The organism is Streptomyces scopuliridis RB72, from assembly GCF_000718095.1.
In the GTDB taxonomy this organism is placed as follows: Bacteria; Actinomycetota; Actinomycetes; order Streptomycetales; family Streptomycetaceae; genus Streptomyces; species Streptomyces scopuliridis.
In genome coordinates, this window is the sequence record NZ_JOEI01000029.1 from 94,172 (window position 1) to 113,602 (window position 19,431).

At 70.2% G+C, this 19,431-nt stretch carries 14 protein-coding genes and 1 pseudogene; 6 read left to right on the top strand and 9 right to left on the bottom strand.

Features of this window, described 5'->3' with window-relative positions; translation table 11 throughout:
- Nucleotides 1-18: 18 nt before the first annotated feature.
- Entirely contained in the window at nucleotides 19-828 is an 810-nt protein-coding gene (locus IF11_RS0129700; RefSeq protein ID WP_133243240.1) for a class I SAM-dependent methyltransferase, read from the top strand.
- A gap of 74 nt (nucleotides 829-902) precedes the next feature.
- On the opposite strand, the gene IF11_RS0129705 is transcribed toward IF11_RS0129700, so the two are convergent.
- Complete coding sequence (locus IF11_RS0129705) at nucleotides 903-4,040, bottom strand: AfsR/SARP family transcriptional regulator (RefSeq protein ID WP_078490991.1); 3,138 nt, start codon at nucleotides 4,038-4,040, stop codon at nucleotides 903-905.
- Between the two features lie 207 nt (nucleotides 4,041-4,247).
- On the opposite strand from IF11_RS0129705, the gene IF11_RS0129710 reads away from it, so the two are divergent.
- Nucleotides 4,248-5,051 (top strand): AfsR/SARP family transcriptional regulator, encoded by an 804-nt coding sequence (locus tag IF11_RS0129710; protein ID WP_165840643.1) that lies wholly within the window; start codon nucleotides 4,248-4,250, stop codon nucleotides 5,049-5,051.
- On the opposite strand, the gene IF11_RS0129715 is transcribed toward IF11_RS0129710, so the two are convergent.
- The 4 genes from IF11_RS0129715 to IF11_RS0129735 all read right to left on the bottom strand — a co-directional run bounded on the left by IF11_RS0129715 (nucleotide 5,006) and on the right by IF11_RS0129735 (nucleotide 9,196).
- Nucleotides 5,006-5,884: a TauD/TfdA dioxygenase family protein gene (locus tag IF11_RS0129715; protein WP_030354855.1), complete on the bottom strand. Its 879-nt coding sequence runs from the start codon at nucleotides 5,882-5,884 to the stop codon at nucleotides 5,006-5,008. The two genes, IF11_RS0129710 and IF11_RS0129715, sit on opposite strands and share 46 nt — an antisense overlap.
- 104 nt (nucleotides 5,885-5,988) lie before the next feature.
- Nucleotides 5,989-7,224, bottom strand: coding sequence for an MFS transporter (locus IF11_RS0129720; protein WP_063759261.1), 1,236 nt, complete (start codon nucleotides 7,222-7,224; stop codon nucleotides 5,989-5,991).
- The gene (locus IF11_RS37980; protein WP_157848463.1) at nucleotides 7,221-8,312 is read right to left on the bottom strand and encodes a SagB/ThcOx family dehydrogenase; all 1,092 of its coding nucleotides are present in this window, start codon (nucleotides 8,310-8,312) and stop codon (nucleotides 7,221-7,223) included. The genes IF11_RS0129720 and IF11_RS37980 overlap by 4 nt, the downstream gene beginning before the upstream one ends.
- Before the next feature lie 215 nt (nucleotides 8,313-8,527).
- On the bottom strand, nucleotides 8,528-9,196 hold the full coding sequence (locus IF11_RS0129735; protein WP_037728893.1) for a class I SAM-dependent methyltransferase: 669 nt from the start codon (nucleotides 9,194-9,196) through the stop codon (nucleotides 8,528-8,530).
- Nucleotides 9,197-9,622: 426 nt separating this feature from the next.
- Between IF11_RS0129735 and IF11_RS0129740 the strand changes: the two genes are divergently transcribed.
- Nucleotides 9,623-10,027 (top strand): ACT domain-containing protein, encoded by a 405-nt coding sequence (locus tag IF11_RS0129740; RefSeq protein WP_030354859.1) that lies wholly within the window; start codon nucleotides 9,623-9,625, stop codon nucleotides 10,025-10,027.
- A 164-nt stretch (nucleotides 10,028-10,191) separates the two neighbouring features.
- Here the strand turns inward: IF11_RS0129740 and IF11_RS0129745 are convergent, their stop codons facing one another.
- Both IF11_RS0129745 and IF11_RS0129750 read right to left on the bottom strand, forming a co-directional pair.
- The gene (locus tag IF11_RS0129745) at nucleotides 10,192-10,566 is read right to left on the bottom strand and encodes a CU044_2847 family protein (protein ID WP_037728895.1); all 375 of its coding nucleotides are present in this window, start codon (nucleotides 10,564-10,566) and stop codon (nucleotides 10,192-10,194) included.
- Nucleotides 10,563-11,222, bottom strand: a complete 660-nt coding sequence (locus IF11_RS0129750) for a CatB-related O-acetyltransferase (protein WP_030354861.1) — start codon at nucleotides 11,220-11,222, stop codon at nucleotides 10,563-10,565. The genes IF11_RS0129745 and IF11_RS0129750 overlap by 4 nt, the downstream gene beginning before the upstream one ends.
- Nucleotides 11,223-11,426: 204 nt before the next feature.
- Between IF11_RS0129750 and IF11_RS0129755 the strand changes: the two are divergent.
- A pseudogene (locus IF11_RS0129755) lies at nucleotides 11,427-12,269 on the top strand (nucleotide disphospho-sugar-binding domain-containing protein); the annotation flags it as partial.
- Here IF11_RS0129755 and IF11_RS42455 read toward each other — a convergent pair.
- Together IF11_RS42455 and IF11_RS0129765 are read right to left on the bottom strand one after the other, a co-directional pair.
- Complete coding sequence (locus IF11_RS42455; RefSeq protein ID WP_030354863.1) at nucleotides 12,175-13,104, bottom strand: ADP-ribosylglycohydrolase family protein; 930 nt, start codon at nucleotides 13,102-13,104, stop codon at nucleotides 12,175-12,177. The pseudogene IF11_RS0129755 and the gene IF11_RS42455 sit on opposite strands and share 95 nt — an antisense overlap.
- A 45-nt stretch (nucleotides 13,105-13,149) precedes the next feature.
- On the bottom strand, nucleotides 13,150-17,925 hold the full coding sequence (locus IF11_RS0129765) for a CHAT domain-containing protein (protein ID WP_157848464.1): 4,776 nt from the start codon (nucleotides 17,923-17,925) through the stop codon (nucleotides 13,150-13,152).
- Between the two features lie 41 nt (nucleotides 17,926-17,966).
- Between IF11_RS0129765 and IF11_RS0129770 the strand changes: the two genes are divergently transcribed.
- Nucleotides 17,967-18,338, top strand: a complete 372-nt coding sequence (locus tag IF11_RS0129770; protein ID WP_051746357.1) for a hypothetical protein — start codon at nucleotides 17,967-17,969, stop codon at nucleotides 18,336-18,338.
- Between the two features lie 36 nt (nucleotides 18,339-18,374).
- Nucleotides 18,375-19,277 carry a hypothetical protein gene (locus IF11_RS0129775; RefSeq protein ID WP_030354866.1) on the top strand — a complete coding sequence of 301 codons (903 nt, stop codon included), beginning with the start codon at nucleotides 18,375-18,377 and terminating at the stop codon, nucleotides 19,275-19,277.
- Nucleotides 19,278-19,431 lie beyond the last annotated feature (154 nt).

Below are 19,431 nucleotides of genomic sequence, written 5' to 3' on the forward strand. Positions count from 1 at the left end.
CGCCTATGGAGGAGTCCCGTGGAATTGAACCCGGCAGGTCCGGAACTCGGGGACGCGTTCGGCATGCAGCTCTCCGACTCACTGCGCCTGCAACGGCCGGTGGTCGCCTATGTGGAGCGTTCGGACGGCCTGATCACGCCTTCGGGCTCGGCCCAGTGGCTGGGCGACGAGGAGAGCTGGCCACCGGCCATCCGTGAACTCCTCGGCAATGCGTCGGGACGGGTCCTGGACATCGGGGCCGGCGGCGGCAGGCACAGCGCGTTTCTGGCCGGGAGATCCTGCGATGTGACGGTTCTCGACAACTCCCCGCTGGCGCTTGGAATCTGCCGGGAGCGCGGCATCCAGGAGTGTGTCCTCGGTGACATCGGGAAGTCCGCGGACCTCTTCCGCGACAGCGAACCGTTCCGGACGGTGTTGCTGCTCGGCAACAATGTCGGCCTGCTGGGCTCCGCGGCCCACGGTACGGAGATACTCCGCCAACTGCACGACGTCACGGCCGAAGATGCGCTCATCCTTGCCGAGGGGCGCCGTCCGGTCGCCGTCACCGAGGAGAACCACGCCTACGTGACGGCCAACCGCGCCCGAGGCAGGCTCCCCGGCGAACTACTCATGCGTATCCGGTACCGGACCACCGCCACATCGTGGTTCCCCTACCTCTTCTGCGACCCGTCCGAGCTGGCCCTGATCGCACAACCCGCCGGGTGGGAGATCTCCGACGTGGAGGATTTCCGCTATCCGGGCAGCCCCCCTGCCGCACCCCTACTGTCGTACACGGCTGTGCTGCGCAAATCCGGCCGCCCGGGCACCGACGCTCAGTCCGCCGGCTGAGAGGGGCGCGGGCGGGCGAAGAACTCTCAGCGGCACAACCGCCCCCGGGCAGAAGGGACTTCGGACCTACTCCTCTAGCGCCACGAGAAGGGGGAACAGACGGGCCGGAATCCCGTACGCGCGTAAATCTCCAGGGCACGCTGCCCGGCCCGCCGTGCCGCCGCCTGATCCCCGTCGGCACGATGCGCCATCGCCTTCACCACGTACGCCTGCCCCTCGTGGAGCAGCAGCAGGGAGGACCGGGCGAGTGCGAGCGCTTCACCGGAGTGCCGCAATGCCTCACCGGGCCGGTTCATGCGCAGGGCGCAGACTCCGGAGCCGAGCAGGGCCATGACGAGCCCTCGCAGGTAGCCCATCTCGTATGCCGCCGGGCGAGCTCTGTCGAAATGGGCCAAGGCCCGCTCATAGCTGCGGAGTTCGAACCTGGCGTGTCCCATGGCTATCATCGCGTCCAGCTTCATCCGCGGCCGCCCCGCCTTCCTGCTCACCCTGGACGCCGCGAGCCCGAACCGCAAGGCGCCGCGGCCGTCGCCTCCTCTCGCGGCGATAAGGGCCAGGCCGCTCAGGGACTCTGCCTCACCCGCGAGATTGCCGACGGCCCGGTATCCCTGGAGGGACTCCTCGGCCAGCTTCACGGCTTCCCGCTGTTCCCCGAGGTCGGACGAGATCGCCGCCAGGGTGTTGCCGACCCGCGCGATGCTGTGAGGTGCGCCGATCCTCCGGGACAGGGCAAGGGCTCGTCTGCAGAATATGCCCGCCTCCCGCAGCCGCCCCATCGCGTACAGCACCTCACCTCTCCCGGACAACGGCTGCGCCTGGCAGTTCACCCGCCTGATGGCATTGTTGAGTGCGATGGCCTCGTCGAAGTCTCCGGCCGCCTGCTCAAGCCCCCCGAGGTCCGTGCTCAGACCCGCGAGGTCCGACAGGGCGGCGGCCTCACCCGCTTCCACAGCCTGTCCCGGAGCGTCTCCCGCACGTTCGGCGGCGCGCCGTGCGATGGTGTCCACGGCCATCCAGCTCTCGGTGTCCCGACGAAGCCAGAAGTATCCGCGCAGAGTGCTCGCAAGGAGCCGGTCCACCGGATCCGGTTCGCTGTCGGCGCCGGCATCGGCGTCGATGGACTGTATGAGCTTGACCAGTTCCGTGCGTTCGGCGTCGAACCAGGCGGCCGCGTCCTTCCGGTTGTCGAACCGCGGCGACGGGGGCGGCTCCCCCGGACCGGGCAGCTCAAGGCGCGGGAACTGCGGATGGAGGCAGCGTGCTGCCGCGTCCGCGGCGCCCAGATACCAGCGCAACAAGCGGCGACGGCCCTCCCGGCGTACCTGGGCCGGCTGCTCCTCATCGGCCAAGAACCGTGCGTACCACCAGATCAAGTCAGGGAGACGCACCCTCTCCCGCATGATGGACTCCACCAGATGGATGGAGTACAGCCGGTCCAGGAGAGCTTGCGTCGCCCTGACGGACCGGCCGAGGAGCGCCGCGACCGCCGCGACGGTCGTCGCGGGTCCTGGCAGCAGACCCAGCATCCGGAAGGCTTCCGCGGTCTCCGGGTCCAGCCGTTGGCGGGTGAGCTCGAAGGCCCGGCGCACCGCCGATCCGGGGTCTCCGGCCACCGAGAGATGCTCCAGAGGATTTCCCGACCTCAGTGCTCCGGCGTAGTCGGCGAGGCGGCAGTCGGGGTTCACGGCGAGATTCGCCGCGACGATCCGCAGGGCGAGGGGGTTGCCTCCGCAGACCTTCACGAGGTCGGCCAGCGCCTGCGGTTCACTCCCCGCCCTCACGGCCCCGATGATGCTGCGCAGCAGCTCCTCGGCTTCGGCGGTCGCCAGCGGCCCCAACCGCAGAGTCGAGGCGCCGTGACGCACTATGAGGCCGCCGAGCCGACTGCGGCTCGTGACGAGGGCCAGGCAGCCGAGCCCGTACGGGACCAGCCCGCTGACCTGGTCCGCCGATTCCGCGTTGTCGAGGACGACCAGTACGCGACGGCCGACCAGCGCCCGCTGATACAACTCCGCCAGCTCTGCCTCACGGTGCGGGATGTCCTGATAAGCGGTGCCGAGGCTGGACAGCAGGGTCGTGAGCGCCTCCTTCGGCGTCAGCGGATCCCCTTCGCTGTGGCCACGCAGATCGACGAACAGCTGGCCGTCCGGGAAGTCCGCCTCCGCCCGGCGGCTCCACTGGAGCGCCAGGGCTGTCTTGCCGGTGCCTGCCGCGCCCACCACCGTCACCAGCCCGGACCTGCTGCCGGCCTGCGCCGCGAGTGCGGTCAGCTCCTCCAACTCCCTTTCCCTGCCGATGTATACGCCTGTCCTGGGGTGTCGGCGCACGGACTGGGCGCAGGCGGCGCCGGCCTCAGGGTTCACCGCCTTCCACCGAGCGGCCGTGTCGCGCGCCGCGGGGGGTTCAGGGCCGGCTTCCGCCCCGGGCCGTCGGCCCACACCCTGAAGCTGGAGATCCTTCAGCAGCGCGGGGTCCGCGTGCAGGATCATGCCCTGGACGCGTTTCAGATCGACGCCCGGATCGAGCCCGAGCTCCTCGGCCAGCCGCGCGCGCGTTTCGTTGTACACCTGCAGCGCTTCGCCCCGCCTGTCGGAACGGTACAGCGCGATCATCCGGAGTACCGCCAGGCGTTCATGATGCGGATGCTCCGCCATGACGTGCGCCAACTCCTCAAGAGCGAGACCGTGTTGGCCGAGCGCGAGTCTGGCCTCGGCACGCTGGACGGCTGCCGACAGACGCAGCTCGTCGAACCCCGTGCCGAGCCGCCGGCTCAGCCCCTCCGACGCGACACCGGCCAGTACGGGACCACCCCACTCCGGAAGGGCCAGACCGAGCAGACGCAGCCGCTCCGCAGGGGCACTCGCCCGCTCTGCACTTTGCAGTCGCGAACGAAATCGGTGCAAGTCCACGGCCTGCGGATCACCGTCCAGGAGATACCCGCCACTCGCTTTGGAGAGCACAAACCCGTACTCCTCGGCCGATTCCTCATTGAGCCGGCCACGGAGGCGTGAGACATGAGCCTGAAGACTCCCGCGGGCACTTGACGGCGGCGGGCCCTCGTCCCAGAGAAGTTCGATCAGCCGGTTCGCCGAAACAGTACGCCCGATGTCGAGCAACAGGAGCCCCAGGAGCAGCCGTTCCCTACGGCGCCCGATGGGCAACGACACACCCTCGCGAAGCCACTCCAGGTGCCCAAGGATCCGGAACCGCATCGCATCTCCCCGTTGGTCATGGAGTGATCATCCGCAATGCCGACTGCAGATGGCAAGGGGGTGGCAAGAGCATGGCAAGAGAGTGGCCGGATGCTCCTGCCAGCCTCGCGGCGTGCTGGAGCAAGGAAGGCTCGGCCCATGAGTGGACGTAGGCCCAACACGCCGTCGAGCAGCGGGAATACGAACACGGGGAGAGGTTTCAACAACGTGGGTACCGAGATTGAGTTTCGAGTCCTGGGCGTGGTCGAAGTACGCGCGGGCATGGAGTGGCTACCGCTCAGCGGCAAACAGCGGTCACTGCTCGCCGCCCTGCTTCTGCAGGCCAACCGCACCGTGACCAATGTCCGTCTCATGGATTCCGTGTGGGGCAGCCCCCTGCCCGTCTCACCGGAGACCCGGGTGCGCACCCTCGTGTCGGAACTGCGCCGGGCCTTCGAACCGATCCACCACAACCCCATCACAACCCGTCCTTCCGGCTACTTGATCAGGATCGAACAGGGCCAACTCGACCTGGACACCTTCACCTCGACCGTCACCGGGGCACGGCACAAGCGCTCGCACGGCCAGGCCGAATCAGCGGTCGAGCTCTACGACCGGGCTCTTGGCCTATGGACGGGACCGGCCCTCGGCGGGGCCACGGGGCCCAACGCCGAGGCCGAGTCGGCACGCCTGGAAGAGATGCGTCTGAGCGCCCAGGAAGAGCGGTTCGAGTTGCTGCTGCAACTGGGGCGTTACGCAGAACTGACCGCCGACCTCACCCCCCTCGTCATGGAGTATCCGATGCGGGAGCGACTTCACGCTCAACTGATGGCCGCCCTCCATGACAGCGGCCGCAGGAGCGAAGCCCTGGACCTCTACATGGGTCTGCGCAAGCGGCTGGTCACCGAACTGGGCATGGAGCCGATGCCGGAACTGCAACAGCTGCAGCAGCGCATTCTGGCCGGACCCGCCGATCGGCAGCGAGGTCATGCCTGGGGCCTGGTGCCGTCGATGGCCACGCGCCGGCCGTAGCGCCCGTGCGGGTAGTAGTCCCAGACGGCGTGGTGCTGGACGCAGCGGTTGTCCCAGAACACCAGTGTGTTCGGCTGCCAGCGGACCCGGCAGTGCAGCAGAGGAGTCCGGGCGACATGGGAGTACAGCAGGTCGAGGACCGCTGTGCTCTCGGCTCGGGAGAGCTGCGTGATCTGCGACATATAGGGGTTGTTGACGTAGAGCAGCTTGCGGCCGGTCTCCGGGTGGCGGACCACGAGCGGGTGTTCGTTGCTCGGGACGTCGTACCGGGCCGGCGGGGTCTGCCCCCGCCGCAGCCAGGGCAGCGCACCGTTGTGGAGGGCGGTCAGCCCCTCAAGGAACGTCTTCATCGACGGTGACAGCATGTCGTAGGCCAGATGCATATTGGCGAACAGAGTGTCGCCGCCGCTGCCGGCCTCCGGAACTCGGGTGATGTAGAGCATCGAACCGAGCGACGGTTCGGCTTCGGCGGAGCCGTCGACATGCCAGCCGTCACCGGCGACCCAGCGCGATTCCTTGTTCGCACTGATCTCCAGGATGTACGGGTCCGAGCCCTCGATGGGGAGTGCCACGGGGTGGAGTGCGCCGAAGAGTCCGGCGAACCGCTTGTGGTCGTCGGGAGTGAGGTTCTGGTCGCGGAAGACGAGCACGTGGTGGGTGAGGAAGGCATCCTTGACCTCCTTCTCCTGTTCGGGCGTCGGTTTCTTCGACAGATCGAGGCCCGATATCTCGGCGCCGAGCAACGGAGTCAACGGATCGACCGCGATGGTGTCGTAGACCTGCCGCGTCCGGGTGGTGATGCGTTCGATGGCTTCCAGCGCGGCCTGATCCATGGGCTCTCCATCAGTGGTCGAGTGGTCCGGCAGGAGTGGTGACATGCGTCTGTACGGGCTTCGCGGCCTCCGGGCGAGCCGGTCGGCGGGGGGAGGAGACAAGATCATTTACCGTACCGACGACTTCCGGATCGACAGACAGGTGTGGCTCTGCCTGTGGTCCTGACGTCGGGTACGGCCAGCACAGCCAGGGTCACCGCGACGATGCAGGCGCCGGCCGCGACGAGCACGTGGCCTTGTCCGTACGCGGCGGACAACGGGCCGGCAAGCAGCTGGCCGAACGGGACGGCGGCCAGCGAACCAAGGACCTGATACGACGTCACGCGTGCCAGTTGGCCGGGCGCGATGCGTTCCTGGACGGCAACGGTCAGCGCGATGTTCACCTGCTCCATCGCCACCCCGGTGAGGAAGGCGGCCGGAATCAGTAGCGCCGGCTGCGGCTCGGCGGCCAGGGCCCAGGGCAGGGCCGCGCTGACCGACGTCAGCAGGACTCCGGTGGCCAGGGCCGCGCGGGGCTTCCAGTGCAGCGCGAGCAGCCCTCCGGCGATGGCCCCCAGGGTCTGGGCCGCCAACACCAGCCCCCACGTGCGCGCACCGACGCCGGCTTCGGCCACCGCGGGACCGATGACCTGGACACTGCCCGCCCAGACCAGTTGCCAGACCGAGGCGTGCAGTACCACCGTCCACAGCCAGCGGTGGCGGGCGAACTCCGACCAGCCCTCACGCAGGTCGCCGATCATCGACCCCCGGGCGGAAGCGTGCACCACGGCGCCGACCCGGACCCTGCCGAAGAACAGCCCCGCCACGGCGAATGAAGCGGAGTCGACCAGGATTCCCCAACTGGGGCCCGCCCACCCGATGACAAGACTTCCCCCGGCGGCACCGCACAACGTGGCGACACTGGTGAACGTGCGCAGCAGCGCGTTCGCCCGGCGCAGCAGCTCACCGGGCACGGTCTGGGAGACGAGAGCGGTGGTGGTGGGCAGTTCGACGGCCGCCAACGCCCCGTTGAGGGCGGAGAGCAGCATGAGCAGCGGCACCGAGGCGACACCGCCCAGCAGGGTCAGGCCGGCCACCGCCTGCGTCACGGCAGCGCCGAACGAAGTGCTCTGCAACAGCAGTCGGCGAGGAAAGCGATCCGCCAGAACCCCGCCGAAGGTCGTGGTCACGATAGCGGCCACCGAGCGCACGCCGACCACGAGGCCGAGCTGGGTGACGGAGCCTGTGAGGTCGAGGACCGCGAACGCCAACGCCACCGGCGCCATTCCGTTGCCGAAGAAGCCAGCGGTTCGCCCCTTCGCCATGTTCCGGAAGGCCGGGTGAGCGAGGGGGCCGGTCACGGTACGAACGCTGCGCTCGGCGTCCGATAGCGCACCGGCAGGCCGTCTCCGGTCTGTACGGGTATCCCGCAGACCATGACGAAAGTCGCGAACTCGCCCGGTTCGTCGTTCCCGAGGAGCTGCTCCACCTCGGTGTCCCGGAAGGCGCCGGTGATCGCGGCTCCCAGCCCGAGGGCCACCGAGGTCATGGAGAACACCTGGGCGACATGGCCGACGTTGTGCAGCAGCATCTTGTACGCGCGAGGGTGCGGGTACTTCCAGGACATCCGCGTCGAGAAAGCCGTGGTGAACACCCCGAAGCCGGCCTTCTCGAAGAATCCCTGGTTGAAGGTGAGGTGCTCCAGGGCCTCGGACGGCACGGCTTCCCGCACCGGCACGAGTCCATGCCGGATGCCTTCGTAGCGGTAGATCCCCGGATCGACTCCCACCACGTTCAGGACGACGACGTAGGCCTCCGTCTCGTGCCGTGAGCCGCCGGACGCGTTCGCCCTGAGTTCGAGCACACCCATTTTGCCCGCGTCGATGAATCTGAGCGGCCCGAAGCTGTACTGGAGCAGGGTCGCGAATTCGTCGAGCGGGATCGGATCACCGGAGAAGTCGCGATGGGTACGCCGTCCTTCCAGCACGTCCTGGAAGGACACCGGCATGCGCGCACGGACCCGGGGAAGGAGCAGGATTTCCCCATCAGGTTCCATGCGCCTGGAGTTGGCCGGCCGGTCCCGTCCATTCAGGGACTCGTAGTACTCGGCGATGCCCTCCGACTCCGGGCGCACGAAAGGTGCGTCGCGGATACTCTGGTGGAATTGCCAGGCCAGCGCTCCCCATTCCTTCCAGGGGGCGGGCAGTTCGCGGTCACCAGCGTTGTCCATGGAGGTCAGATAACCCAGTCCACGCAGTTTGGCGATCGCGAGAGCCACGTTCTCGGATTCAGCGGTGAGCGCCTCGGTATCGATACCGTCCGGAGCCGATGTGAGGATCCCGACCACCAAGGGGTGAACCTTCACCCGACCCTTGATCCTGGGGCTGGACATATACGTGCCGTCGCCCCGGACACTGAAGAACACCGGATCGATCAGGCGAAGTTTCACGGTCTCGTACTCCTTGAATCGAATGACGCGCCGGACGGCGTGTGCCGTGTCCCGCACCTGGTGCGGGACACGGCACACGTCACGCTCAGGGGGCCTCGTAGCAGAGGCAGGCTTCGCCCTCCTCCTCGGCCACCTCGACGAGCTCGACCTCGTTGGTGTTCTCCATGGGAATGCACCTCCTTTCGCATAGACAGAGCAGCAACCGCGGTCGTCACTCAGATCGGCGACGGCGCGGCCCGCACCAGCATGGTGGGGACATAGGCGGGGTCCGGGGCCTCGACGATCTCCGTGTCGACGGTGACGAAGCCGTGCCGGGCGAGGATTTCCCGCCATTGCTCGGGGGTGTGGGCCCAGCGCACCACGGGCACGGGGGGACCACCGTTCTTGCGGCGGATATAGGTTCCTTGTGCTCCGTAACAGCCCTCGATCGGCGGCTCGTGGGAGAAGACGAGACAACCGTGCGGCGCGAGCCGCGTCCGCAAGAGGGGCAGCAGAACGTCCGGGTCCGTGAACCACACGGCACCGTAGGCCGAGTAAATGGCGTCGAAACGCATGTCGGTCTCCTTGAGGAATCCGACGGCTTCCTGCGGCACGAAACTCAGACCTGGCACATGGCCCCAGCGCTCACGAGCCTGGGCGAGCAGAACGGGCGACAAGTCCACGCCCACCGCTCGCGCGCCTGTCACCGCCATATGGGCTGTGTTACGGCCGCCTCCACAGCCGAGATCGAGAACTGTGCCCGGTGCACCCAGGAGTTCGGGGCCCGGCCCGTGGTCCGGATACTGGGTCCAGTTGAACCATGTGGTCTCGCCGGCGGCATTGCGTGAGCGCGGCTCCGGCTGACGGTCGGCGAAAGCAGTCCACGGATCGCGTCGGTCAGGCATCCTTGTCGCCTTTCCTGCCCACCGGGAGCTCTGCTCGCCCGACCGGACCCAGGTGAAAGCGAACTGGGTTGATCGTCGCAATATCAGGCATCTGAGCGCCACTCGACGGAAGCATGGGAAGAGTCTTGCCGTTGAATGTACGAAGCACATACGAACCATGCACCGAACCCGGGGCAGTCTGCTCAAGCAGAGGGCCCGGTATGCCGGTTGTCCGTGCTGGATACGGATGGCACACACATCTCGCAAAATATTTCCGAGGAGATTGACACGCCGCGCGAGGCACGACCGACTTCGGCGCCTCGATTGCGTATTCCCTCCACGAAAACGGCCGTCTCCGAGGGTTTCCAGGATGACGAAGCCATCGTGTCGATCGCCGGCACCGCCAGTCCGCCGCAGCGCCTGGCGCTCGCGCGTAGTGTGCCGGTCATGACCGGTGAAAGTGATCTGCGAAAACTACTGAGCGGCATGCGTCCGCAACTCAACCCGGGCCGCTATGTGTTCGCCACCGTCGATGGAGCTGGTGGCGTTCCGTCCGGTATCACCCCCGTCGTCACGGTCTCGGAGCAGGAGGGCCTCACCATGGTGGTGCGGCTGGAGGAGGCCGATGCGGCGGGGCTGTCGTACGACTACGTGGCCGGGTGGATCACACTGCGCGTCCACTCGGCCTTGGAGGCGGTCGGCCTCACTGCCGCCGTCGCCAAGGAGCTCGCCGACATCGGTCTGAGCTGCAACGTGGTCGCCGGTTTCCATCATGACCACCTCTTTGTGCCGTACGAGCGTTCCGCCGAAGCGGTCGCCGCACTGGAGGACCTCGCACGCCGGTCCGTGTGACGCGGTTTCTGGAGAGGTGGGCCGGGCCGCAGCCCGGAGGCCCCGGAGGCGGAGGAGGCCGCCTCATGAGGAAAGGGCTGCTTGCTCAGAGCGACCAGGTGTACGGCCACGGCCACGGCCGCTTCCGCAGTCGTGGCAGTGGCCTGTGCGGCGCCCCGCTCCAGTCAACTGCCCTGCGGATCACCGGGCGTTGAGGCCGCCCCGTCACTCCTGTTCCACGTCAGACTCACGGAGAAATTCGCGGCCGTCGCGGTACTGGCGATGACGACGTCGGCCTCGGCCGACAGCGACACCCCGAACTCCAGGGTGATCTCGTCCGGCGAGTTCGCCATCCCTCGCAACCGGCCCACGAAGCTCTCCGCCACGGGCCGTACGGTGTCCAGCATCTGACCGAACGACCGCTCGGCCCGCGCTACGGAGCGGCTGCCTCGGCCAACTCTGATGAGGCTTTCGTCCACTTCACGGATCTGCACGCGAATCGTCTCGTCGCTGCCGTCACCCAGAGGCACTTCGACCGTATGGACCTGGCGTTCACTCATGGCATCCTCCAATGAGGGGCGTCCGGGGCAGCGGCTTCGAGGTCGGCGATGCTGCCCGACATGATCGTGCGTACGTGCTCCGTGATGTGCTCCGCCGGCCAGTCCCACCAGGCCACTGCCAGCAGCCGGGCCACATCCTCGTCGCTGTAGCGGGTACGGATGAGCCGGGCCGGGTTGCCGCCGACGATTCCGTAGTCGGGCACGTCCGCGGTGACCACGGCGCCGGAGCCGGTGATCGCGCCGTGGCCGATCCGTACGCCGGGCATCACCGTCGTGTCGTAGCCGAACCAGACGTCGTTGCCGACGACGGTGTCACCGCGCCCCGGCAGGCCCGTGAGCAGGTCGAAATGGTCGGCCCAGGAGCCGCCCATGGTGGGGAAGGGGAAGGTCGACGGGCCGTCCATCCGGTGGTTGGCACCGTTCATGATGAACCGCACGCCCGTCCCCAGCGCACAGAACTTGCCGATGACCAGCTTCTCCGGGCCGTAGTGGTAGAGCACATTGCGTGTCTCGAACGCCGTCGGGTCGTCCGGGTCGTCGTAGTAGGAGTACTCCCCGACCTCGATCAGCGGCGACTTCACCAGTGGTCTGAGCAGCACCACTCGCGGCTGATCGGGCATCGGATGGATGACTGTCGCGTCGGCAGGCACAGGCATGGCGAACGTTTCCTTATAGGGTCCGTGTCGGTATCCGGTCCCATGATCGCACCACACCACTCCGGTGTGATGACAGGGAATATCCCGTGGCCAGGGCTCCGGAGACGGGTGAGAGTCCCGGGCATGTACTTCCATCAGATCTACGGCTGACACCGGACGGGGCAGCGCCCCGCTCCCGTCGCGCACACCCGTGTGTGCCACCACGACCCCGCGGACCTCTACCTGTACGACATCGGTGCCTACGCCGCGCGCGCCCTCGCCGAGACGCGGAACCGGCCCCTCATCCAGCTGTCCCCGACCTTCGTGGCCTGGCAGGGCTACGACCAGGACGTCGCGGCGCACGTGTGGCAACTGCCGGGCGCCGACGCGTACCGGGCGAGGTTCGCGCGGTGGCTCGGCGAGTGCGGGGCGGCCACCACCGACGTGGACGCCTTCTCCGGCCCTCCCGGGCGGGCCCTGGCCCTGATCCCCCGGTCGATGCAGCCGCACGCGGACCAGGTCGACACCGACACGGTGACGTTCGTCGGCCCCTGTCTCGGCGCGCGGGCGGGCGACGGTGTCTGGACGCGTCCCGCCGATGCGGAGCACGTGCTGCTGGTCTCTCTGGGCTCGGCGTACACGCGCCGGCCGGAGTTCTACCGTCAGTGCCTGGCGGCCTATGGCAACCTGCCCGGCCGGCACGTCGTACTCCAGATCGGGAAGTACACCGACCCGAGCGAACTCGGCGACATCCCGCCCAACGTCGAAGTCCACTCCTGGGTACCTCAATTGGCGGCTCTGGAACAGGCCGACGCGTTTGTCACCCACGCGGGGATGGGCAGCAGCGGCGAAGGGCTGTTCACCGGTGTTCCGATGATCGCCGTCCCGCAGGGCGCCGAGCAGTTCATGAACGCCGACCGGCTCGTGGAACTGGGCGTGGCCCGCCGCGTCGACACCGAGGACACGGCAGGAGTCAGGCCGCGAGACGGTGGGCGAGGTCGGTCAGTTGCGGCAGCCGCAGCACTCGCCCGCCGGATCCCGGCAGGGGAACGTGCAGCGGCGCGGTCCAACGCTCGGGGATCGTGTCCGGTCCGTAGTACGCGCCCGCGAGGCCGCCGGTGACCGCGGCGACGGTGTCCGTGTCACCGCCGAGGTCGATCGCGGCGCGTACCGCGTCCTCGAAACCGCCCGTGGCGCGCAGGGCCCAGACGGCGGAGCCCAGGCAGGGCCAGACCGCGCCGTTCAACTCGGTGGCCTGATCGGGGTGCCAGTCGGCGGCGAGGACCGTGGCGTATCGCGGGCGGTGGTCCGGATGGACGAGGTCGACGATGCCGGGGAGGGCGGCAAGGGGCTCGGCGCCTTCCAGTGTGACGCGGATGAGTTCGTGGAAGACGGCCGTCCCTTCCCAGGCGGCGCGGTCGCCGTGGGTCAGGGCGGCGATGCGTCGCGCGGCGTCCATGGTGGCTTGCGGTCCGCCGCGTGCGAAGTGGACGGCTGAGGTGGCCGCCCGCATCAAGGAGCCGTTGCCCGCGGCGCGTTGGCTGACCTGGAAGTGAATGGCGGCGGCCAGATCCCAGGGCATGCCATTGGTGAGGACGTCCTCTGTCTGGAGGCCGATGTCCTTGGGGTCGGACGCCGCCCATCGCTGGAAGCGGGCGAAGATGTCGGGCAGATCCAGCTCGCCCCGTTCCAGCAGCGACTCCGCCACCAGGACCGCCATCTGCGTGTCGTCCGTGGCCTCGCCGGGATCCCAGCCGCCGCCTCCGCACATCTCGCCGCCGGCGCCGGGCGCCGGGAACCGCGTGGAGAACGCTCCCGCCGGGCCGAACTCGAAGGGCGCTCCGAGGGCGTCGCCCACCGCCGAACCGATGACCGCGCCGACGGACCGCTGTATCCGATTCACCCCGTCAGGTTATCGGCCGCGAGCCCCCGCCTCCGTCCCGCCGGTTCATGGCCCCGCGTGGATATAGGCGGCCCAGGACAGCGGGTCGTCGTCCCGCTCCCGCAGCCGTTGTACGGCGGTGTGCAGGGCGGTCGCGGCGCGGCCCGGATCGAGGCCGGCGGGAGCGTCCGGGCGCGGGGGCCGCATCAGGCCGGTGTAGAAGAAGTCCGCCGCACGCAGCGCGCACGCGTCGTCCACCACCCACTGGGCGGCCACCACATGCGTGAACCCGGCCAGTTGCAGGGCACCGGCCAGATGAACCGCCTCGTCGGGCAGCCCGGCGGCGCCCCGCGCGGTCTCGCACGCCGACAGGAACGCCAACCGCGCGCGGTCCAGGCGCAGTCGCGAGATGTCCGCGACCGTCAGCGGACCGGCCTGCCTGTGGTCGTGGCAGTACAGCGCGCCGCCGGCCGAGTCGGTGGGGTCCTGGCTGCCGTGGCCCGAAAAGTGCAGGAAGGAGTGGGACCGCAGTGTGTCCAGGACAGCCGCGCGCGACGCCCGGGGCCCCGACAGGACCGTGGTCCGCGGCACCCGGTCCGCCAGCAGCCGTACTTCGGCGCGCGCCTGCGGCAGTGGGGGCAGACCGGGGGTGTCGGACTGGTCGACGGCGAGCATCCGGCCGTGTTCGCCGTCCGGGCCCGTCTCGCCCCTGCCACCGGCCCGCGCGTCCGTCCGGTCACGCGGGACGGTCTGTGCGGCGAGGGCCCGCAGGGTGGTTGTGTACGAGCACACGAACCGGTCCGGCACCGACCGCGGTGCGCCGTCCGCCCCCGCGGCCTCGGGCCCGTAGTGTCCCGCGGCGTGCAGTGGCAGCAGAGAGAGCAGGCCGGTGGGGCACCACCAGAGCCGGGTCGGCCGCAGCTCCGGGCCCGGGGCGCTGTCCGCCGGCCCCAGCGCGGCCAGTACGGGCCCGGCCACGACGTCCCACAGCCAGCCGAGGGTACGGAGCAGGATCCGCTGGGCCCGCCAGGCGTCGGCCGGTGAACGGCCCACCGAGGCGAGCGCGTCGAGCAGGGTCCCGGCCCGTTCGGCCAGACCGCCCGGCCCCTCCAGCGTCAGGTCGGGCAGTGTGACGGTGCGCAGCGCGTCGCGGGTGACGACGAGCGCGTCACAGCGCAGTGCGCTGGTGTTGACGACCACCACCGGCCCGTTCCCGGCGGCGGCTCGGAGCCGTTCGAGGGAGGGCAGCCGCAGGAAGTCCGCCAGGCCGGGCAGTTCGCGCGCGCGGCGCACCAGATCGTCCATCTCGCGGGCCAGTTCACGGCGCCGCTCCGCCATCACGCGCTGGTCATGTACGAGTCGCGCGGGGTCGGCCGCGCTCGCCGCGGGGTCCTGAGCGGAGTCTGCTGAGTCCAGGAAGGCCCGCACCTCCCGGATGCGGTGGGCGAGTTCGGGTGCCTGCTCCCGTAACACGGTCATGTCGTCGCGGGCGTCGAGGGCTTGTGCCAGGAGCACACCGCGGCCCTGCTCCAGCAGTCGCAGGGCGTCACGCGGCCGTCCCGCGTTCAGGGCGACGGCGGCGGCGTCGCCGGCCAGACCCACCGCGCGGCCGAGCGCGTCGAGCCGGTCGGTGCGGTCCAGGCCGTGCCAGGCCAGCAGCGGCAGTTGGGAAATGGCGGCCCGGTGGGCGTCCAGCGCCTCCGCCCAGTCCTCGACGCCGGCGGACGCGGTGGCCCAGCCGCGCGCGGCGCGGAACCGCACGGCCGCCGGGGCGGTGTCGATGCCGGAGGCCCGGCGCAGTGCGTCGAACCCCGCGGCGAGGTCGCGCGGGTCCCCGCTCAGCGAGCAGCGGGAGAGGAGCGCCGAACCCAGATTGGACAGGCACATGGCGCGCTGCGGATGGTCGTCGGGCAGCAACCCGACCGCCGTACGGGCGGCTTGGACCGCCTCGTCCACATCGGCGGCCTCGTCGGGCGAGTCCTCCTTCGCGTAGCGGGTGAGGAGTGCCATGGCGAGGTTGGCCAGATAGGTCGGGCGCTGCGGATGGTCCTCCGGGCAGAGGTGTGCGGCCTGGCGCAGGCAGCTGACCGCCTCGTCGCCGTCGGACCGCCGGCCGGCGCTCTTGTACCGTCGACGCAGCGCGAGTGCCAGGTTGGACAGCTGTGTGGCGCGCTGCGGATGGTCGTCGGGCAGGGCCCGGAACGCCGCGCGGGACGCCTCGATCGCCTCGTCCAGGTCGGCGAGCGCGCCCGTCCGCCTGTGCCGGGAGGTGAGGGCCACGGACAGATTGGTCAGATGCAGGGCTCCGTCCACATGCCCGGTGGGCAGCGCGCGGACCGCGGCGCGGGACGTCTCGATCGCCTCGTCCAGGTCGGCGAGCGCGCCCGACCATTCGTACCGTCGGCGCAGGGCGACGCCCAGGTTGGTCAGATGGACGACGTGGGCGGACGCGTCCGCCGGGGAGGTGGCCCCGACCGATTCCCGCCCCGCCCGTACCGAGTCCTCCAGATCTTGCTGTATCCCCGACCGGAGATAGCGGGCGCTGAGGACGGCGCTCAGATTGGAGAGGTAGATCGCGCGCTCCGGGTGGTCCTCGGGCAGGACCGCCACCGCCTGCCGGCTCAGCTCGACCGACCGGTCCAGATCGGCGCCCGAGCCGAGCCGCTCGGCCCGCACGCGCAACACCGCGCCGAGATTGGACAGTTGCTTCGCGCGCTGTGGATCGGAGGGGCGTGTGGCCCGCTGGGCCTCCTCGAAATGCCGTACGGCCTCGTCCAGCAGTGTGAGGTCGCCGGACCGCTCGTACGCCGTCTGGAGCGTACGGCCCAGGTTGAACAGCACCTGTGAGGTGTGCCTGCCGTCGGCAGCGGTCCGCTGGGCCGCGCGGCGGTTCCAGCGCACCGCTTCGGCGAGATCGTCCGGGTCGGCGGTGAGGGAGAACCGCTGCATCAGTACGGCGCCGATGTGCGACTCGTCGATGGTCCGTTCCCGGTCGTCGGGGTCCACCTCGATCGCCTCCCGGAAGGCGCCGATCGCCTCGTCCAGGTCGGCGAGCGAGGAGGTACGGTCGAAGCGCCGGGCGAGGGCGAGGCCCAGCTCGGACAGGCACTTGCTGAGGGCGCCCGGATGGAAGCCCGCGAGCAGTGTGCGAGCCTCCTCCAGGGCCGCGATCGCCGCCTCGGTGTCGGCCGCGGAGCCCGTCCGCTGGGACCGTGCCCCCAGCGCCTCGCCCAGCAGACTCAGCGGTACGCCCCGGTCGGAGCCGCCGCCCCCGACCTCGGCGCTGCGCCTGGCCGCCTCGATCGCGCCGTCGACATCGGCGGGGTCTCCGGTGTGCCCGAACCGGGTGAGCAGAGCCCGGCAGAGGTCGTAGAGGTGCTTGCCCCTCAACGAGCGGGTGCCGTCGCCACCGTCCCGTGCGGCCTGCCGCAGGAGATCGACGGACTCGTCGATGTCCCGGGGATCGTCCAGGCTCCGGGATCTGAGCCGCAGGGCCAGGCCCAGGGCACCGAGCCGCGCGGTACGGGACGGGCCCGTCACGGGGGCGGTCGCCAGGGCCTGCCGGGCGGCGTCCACCGCGGCGTTCAGATCGGCCGCCGCCCCCGACCGCTCGGCCTTCGACCGGAGCACGCCGCTGAGGTTGGCCAGGAACCCGTGGCGTCCCGGGTTGCCGGTCGGACAGTCCGCCACCGCCCTCGTCGCCGCGTCCACAGCGGCGTCGAGGTCAGCCGGATCCCCGAGACGGATGAACCGCTGGTCCAGCGCGAGTCCCAGGTTCGACAGGTACATGGCGCGCTGCGGATCGTCCGGGGTCGCGCGGCGTACGGCGAGCCGGAGGGCGTCGGCCGCGGCCTCCAGGTCCTCAAGCGCGGCATCCCGCTCGTACCGGGCCAGCAGCGCCAGACCTGTGTTGGAGTGGAACAGCGCGTGGGGTTCCCGCGCGACGCGTACGGATTCCACGCCGGTGTCGACGGCGTCGTCCAGGTCCGCGCGCGCCTGGTGGACCGCGTACCGCAGGCTCAGCGCGCCGGAGAGATTGGCCAGATACATCGCCCGGTCGGGATCGTCGGCAGGCGCCAGTCGCACGGCCCGGCGGCCCACCTCGGCCGCCTCCTCCAGGTCCGGTTCGATGCCGTGCACGGTGTAGCGGGCCCGCAGCGCGCCGCACAGATTCGACAGCAGCATCGGATGTCCGGGGTGGGATGCGGGCAGGACACTCCGGGCGTCCCGCCACAGCGAGATCGCGGCCTCCAGGGAGCCGGTGTCTCCCGTGGTCTGCCAACGCCCGTACAGTCCCGCCGCGTCCAGGGCCATGGTCTGCAGATCGTGCGCGACGGGTATGTCCACTACCGCGACGGTCTCCCGCAGTTGCTCGGGCACCTCCTCCGGTGCGAACCGGCCGACCAGGGCGAACAGTCCGAGCGCCAGTCGCGCGTCGGGCACGGCCGCCTCGGTCTCCGGTCCCAGGACCAGACAGCGTGCGTAGTGCAGGAGGGCGATCGCCTGCAAGGTGGACAGGTCGAGGATGTACAGCGGCTGCTCCGGGCCGACGGTCCCCTGCGGACCGGCCGTCTCCTCCTGGACACGGAGTACGGTCGCGCGCAGCTTGTCCGCCTCGACCAGCGCGGCGGGGTCCATCACCGCGTCCTGGCTTCCGCCGTTCCAGAAGGAGGCGAGCCGGTCGACGAGCCGGCCGGCCAGCCGCTCCACCTCCGCCCAGCCGATGTCGTCCCGCATGCGTCCGCCCCCGTCCGTTTCGTCCGTCCCCGTCTGTCCCGGCCTGTCCCGGCCTGTCCCGGCCTGTCCCTGTCCGTACCGACAGCCCATTTCATCCGTGGACATGAAATGATGGTCCATCAACTCTCCCGGGGAGGGGAAGAATCGTGGAGTCGGCGGAACTGCTGAGCGTGCTGTGCCGGGAACTTCCCGGACTGCGGGCCGTCGCCGAGGAAACCGGCGACGGCGACCGGCTGGAAGAGGCCCTGGCGGCGGCGCGGCGCGGGGAGCCGGTCACCGAACGGCTGCGGGCTCTGGGGCTGTTGTGGCTGCTGGAGTCCTGGGGGACGACGCGCGGTGTGCCGCCGGAGAGCGAACCGTCCGGTCTGGTCGCCCTGCCCGGCGGCGACCGCGGCGGGCGCGTGGCGCTCGGCGGCTACCGGTGCCCGGCCGGTCTCTGCCGCCGCGCCGAGCAGCCGAGGCCCGGCGACGATCTGCCGGTCTGCGCCCTGCACGGCCGACCGCTCCGGTTCCGCTGACCTCGTACGACCGGAAGCGGGAGGGGCGGGGACGGGATGAACACGGTGCTGGCCGAGCTGGGCCGCCGATACATGGAGCGCTGGGTGGCGCTGCTCGTCCTCCCGGGACTGCTCTATGTGGCGGGCGCGGCGGTCGCGTACCGGCTGGGGCACACGCACTGGGCGGACCTCGGACGTCTGACCGGCCTGCTGGAGCCCGGCGGTCCCCTCGACGGCCGCCGCCCGTCGTCCGTCTGGGTCTTCGTGATCGCCGTGCTGCCGGTGCTCTCGGCCGCCGCCGGACTGGCCGCCCGGGGCGCCGCCGCGGCCCTCGGCCGACTGTGGTTCGAGCCTTGGCCGTACGGTCTGCGGCGGCTCGCGCGACGGCGGACCGCGGTACGCGCCGAGCGATCGGAGGCGGCGGACAGGGCGTACCGCGCCGAGCTGGAGAGTGCGGGCGCACGGCCGTCGGCTGCCACCGGCGCCCGGATCGACCTCCTCGCGGCCCGGCGCAACGCCGTCGCCCTGGGCCCTCCGGCCCATCCCACCTGGACGGGTGACCGGCTGGACGCGGTCCACTCCCGCGTCTGGGGCTGGTACCGCCTCGATGTCGTCTTCTCCTGGCCACGGCTGTGGCTGGTCCTGAACGAGGCCGAGCAGAACGCGCTTCGCGTCGCGCGCGCCGAACTCGACGCCGCCGTCACGCTGGCGGGCTGGGGCGTGCTGACCGTACTGCCGGCGCTCTGGTGGTGGCCGTCGCTGCTCCTCGCCGCGGGTGTCTTCGCCCTCGGCCTGCGGCGGACGCGCGCCGCCGTGGACACGCTGGCGCATCTCACCGAGGCCGCCTACGACCTCCGCGCGGCCACGCTCGCAAGGGAGTTGGGCTTCGACGTGCCGGAGGGGCGACTGTCCCCGGAGACCGGCGCGGAGGTCACCGCGCATCTGCGCAAGCACGTGTGACGCCTGACGGACCCCCTCTCAGGGGCACGGTGGCCGGGCGGTCAGGCGCGGGAAGAGGTGGCGGGCGATGGGCAGTCGGCCGGGGTCCCTCGGTGAAACGGAACAGCCTTACGGCTGTTACACGTGGACTGGAGCTCCGCCGGTATGGGGCCGG

Excerpts from the sequence above, each read along its gene's own strand:
- IF11_RS0129705 (WP_078490991.1), bottom strand. The coding sequence starts at position 4,040 with ATGCGGTTCCGGATCCTTGGGCACCTGGAGTGGCTTCGCGAGGGTGTG.
- IF11_RS0129715 (WP_030354855.1), bottom strand. The coding sequence starts at position 5,884 with ATGGATCAGGCCGCGCTGGAAGCCATCGAACGCATCACCACCCGGACG.
- IF11_RS0129735 (WP_037728893.1), bottom strand. The coding sequence starts at position 9,196 with ATGCCTGACCGACGCGATCCGTGGACTGCTTTCGCCGACCGTCAGCCG.
- IF11_RS0129740 (WP_030354859.1), top strand. The coding sequence starts at position 9,623 with ATGACCGGTGAAAGTGATCTGCGAAAACTACTGAGCGGCATGCGTCCG.
- IF11_RS0129745 (WP_037728895.1), bottom strand. The coding sequence starts at position 10,566 with ATGAGTGAACGCCAGGTCCATACGGTCGAAGTGCCTCTGGGTGACGGC.
- IF11_RS0129750 (WP_030354861.1), bottom strand. The coding sequence starts at position 11,222 with ATGCCTGTGCCTGCCGACGCGACAGTCATCCATCCGATGCCCGATCAG.
- IF11_RS0129765 (WP_157848464.1), bottom strand. The coding sequence starts at position 17,925 with ATGTCCACGGATGAAATGGGCTGTCGGTACGGACAGGGACAGGCCGGG.
- IF11_RS0129775 (WP_030354866.1), top strand. The coding sequence starts at position 18,375 with ATGAACACGGTGCTGGCCGAGCTGGGCCGCCGATACATGGAGCGCTGG.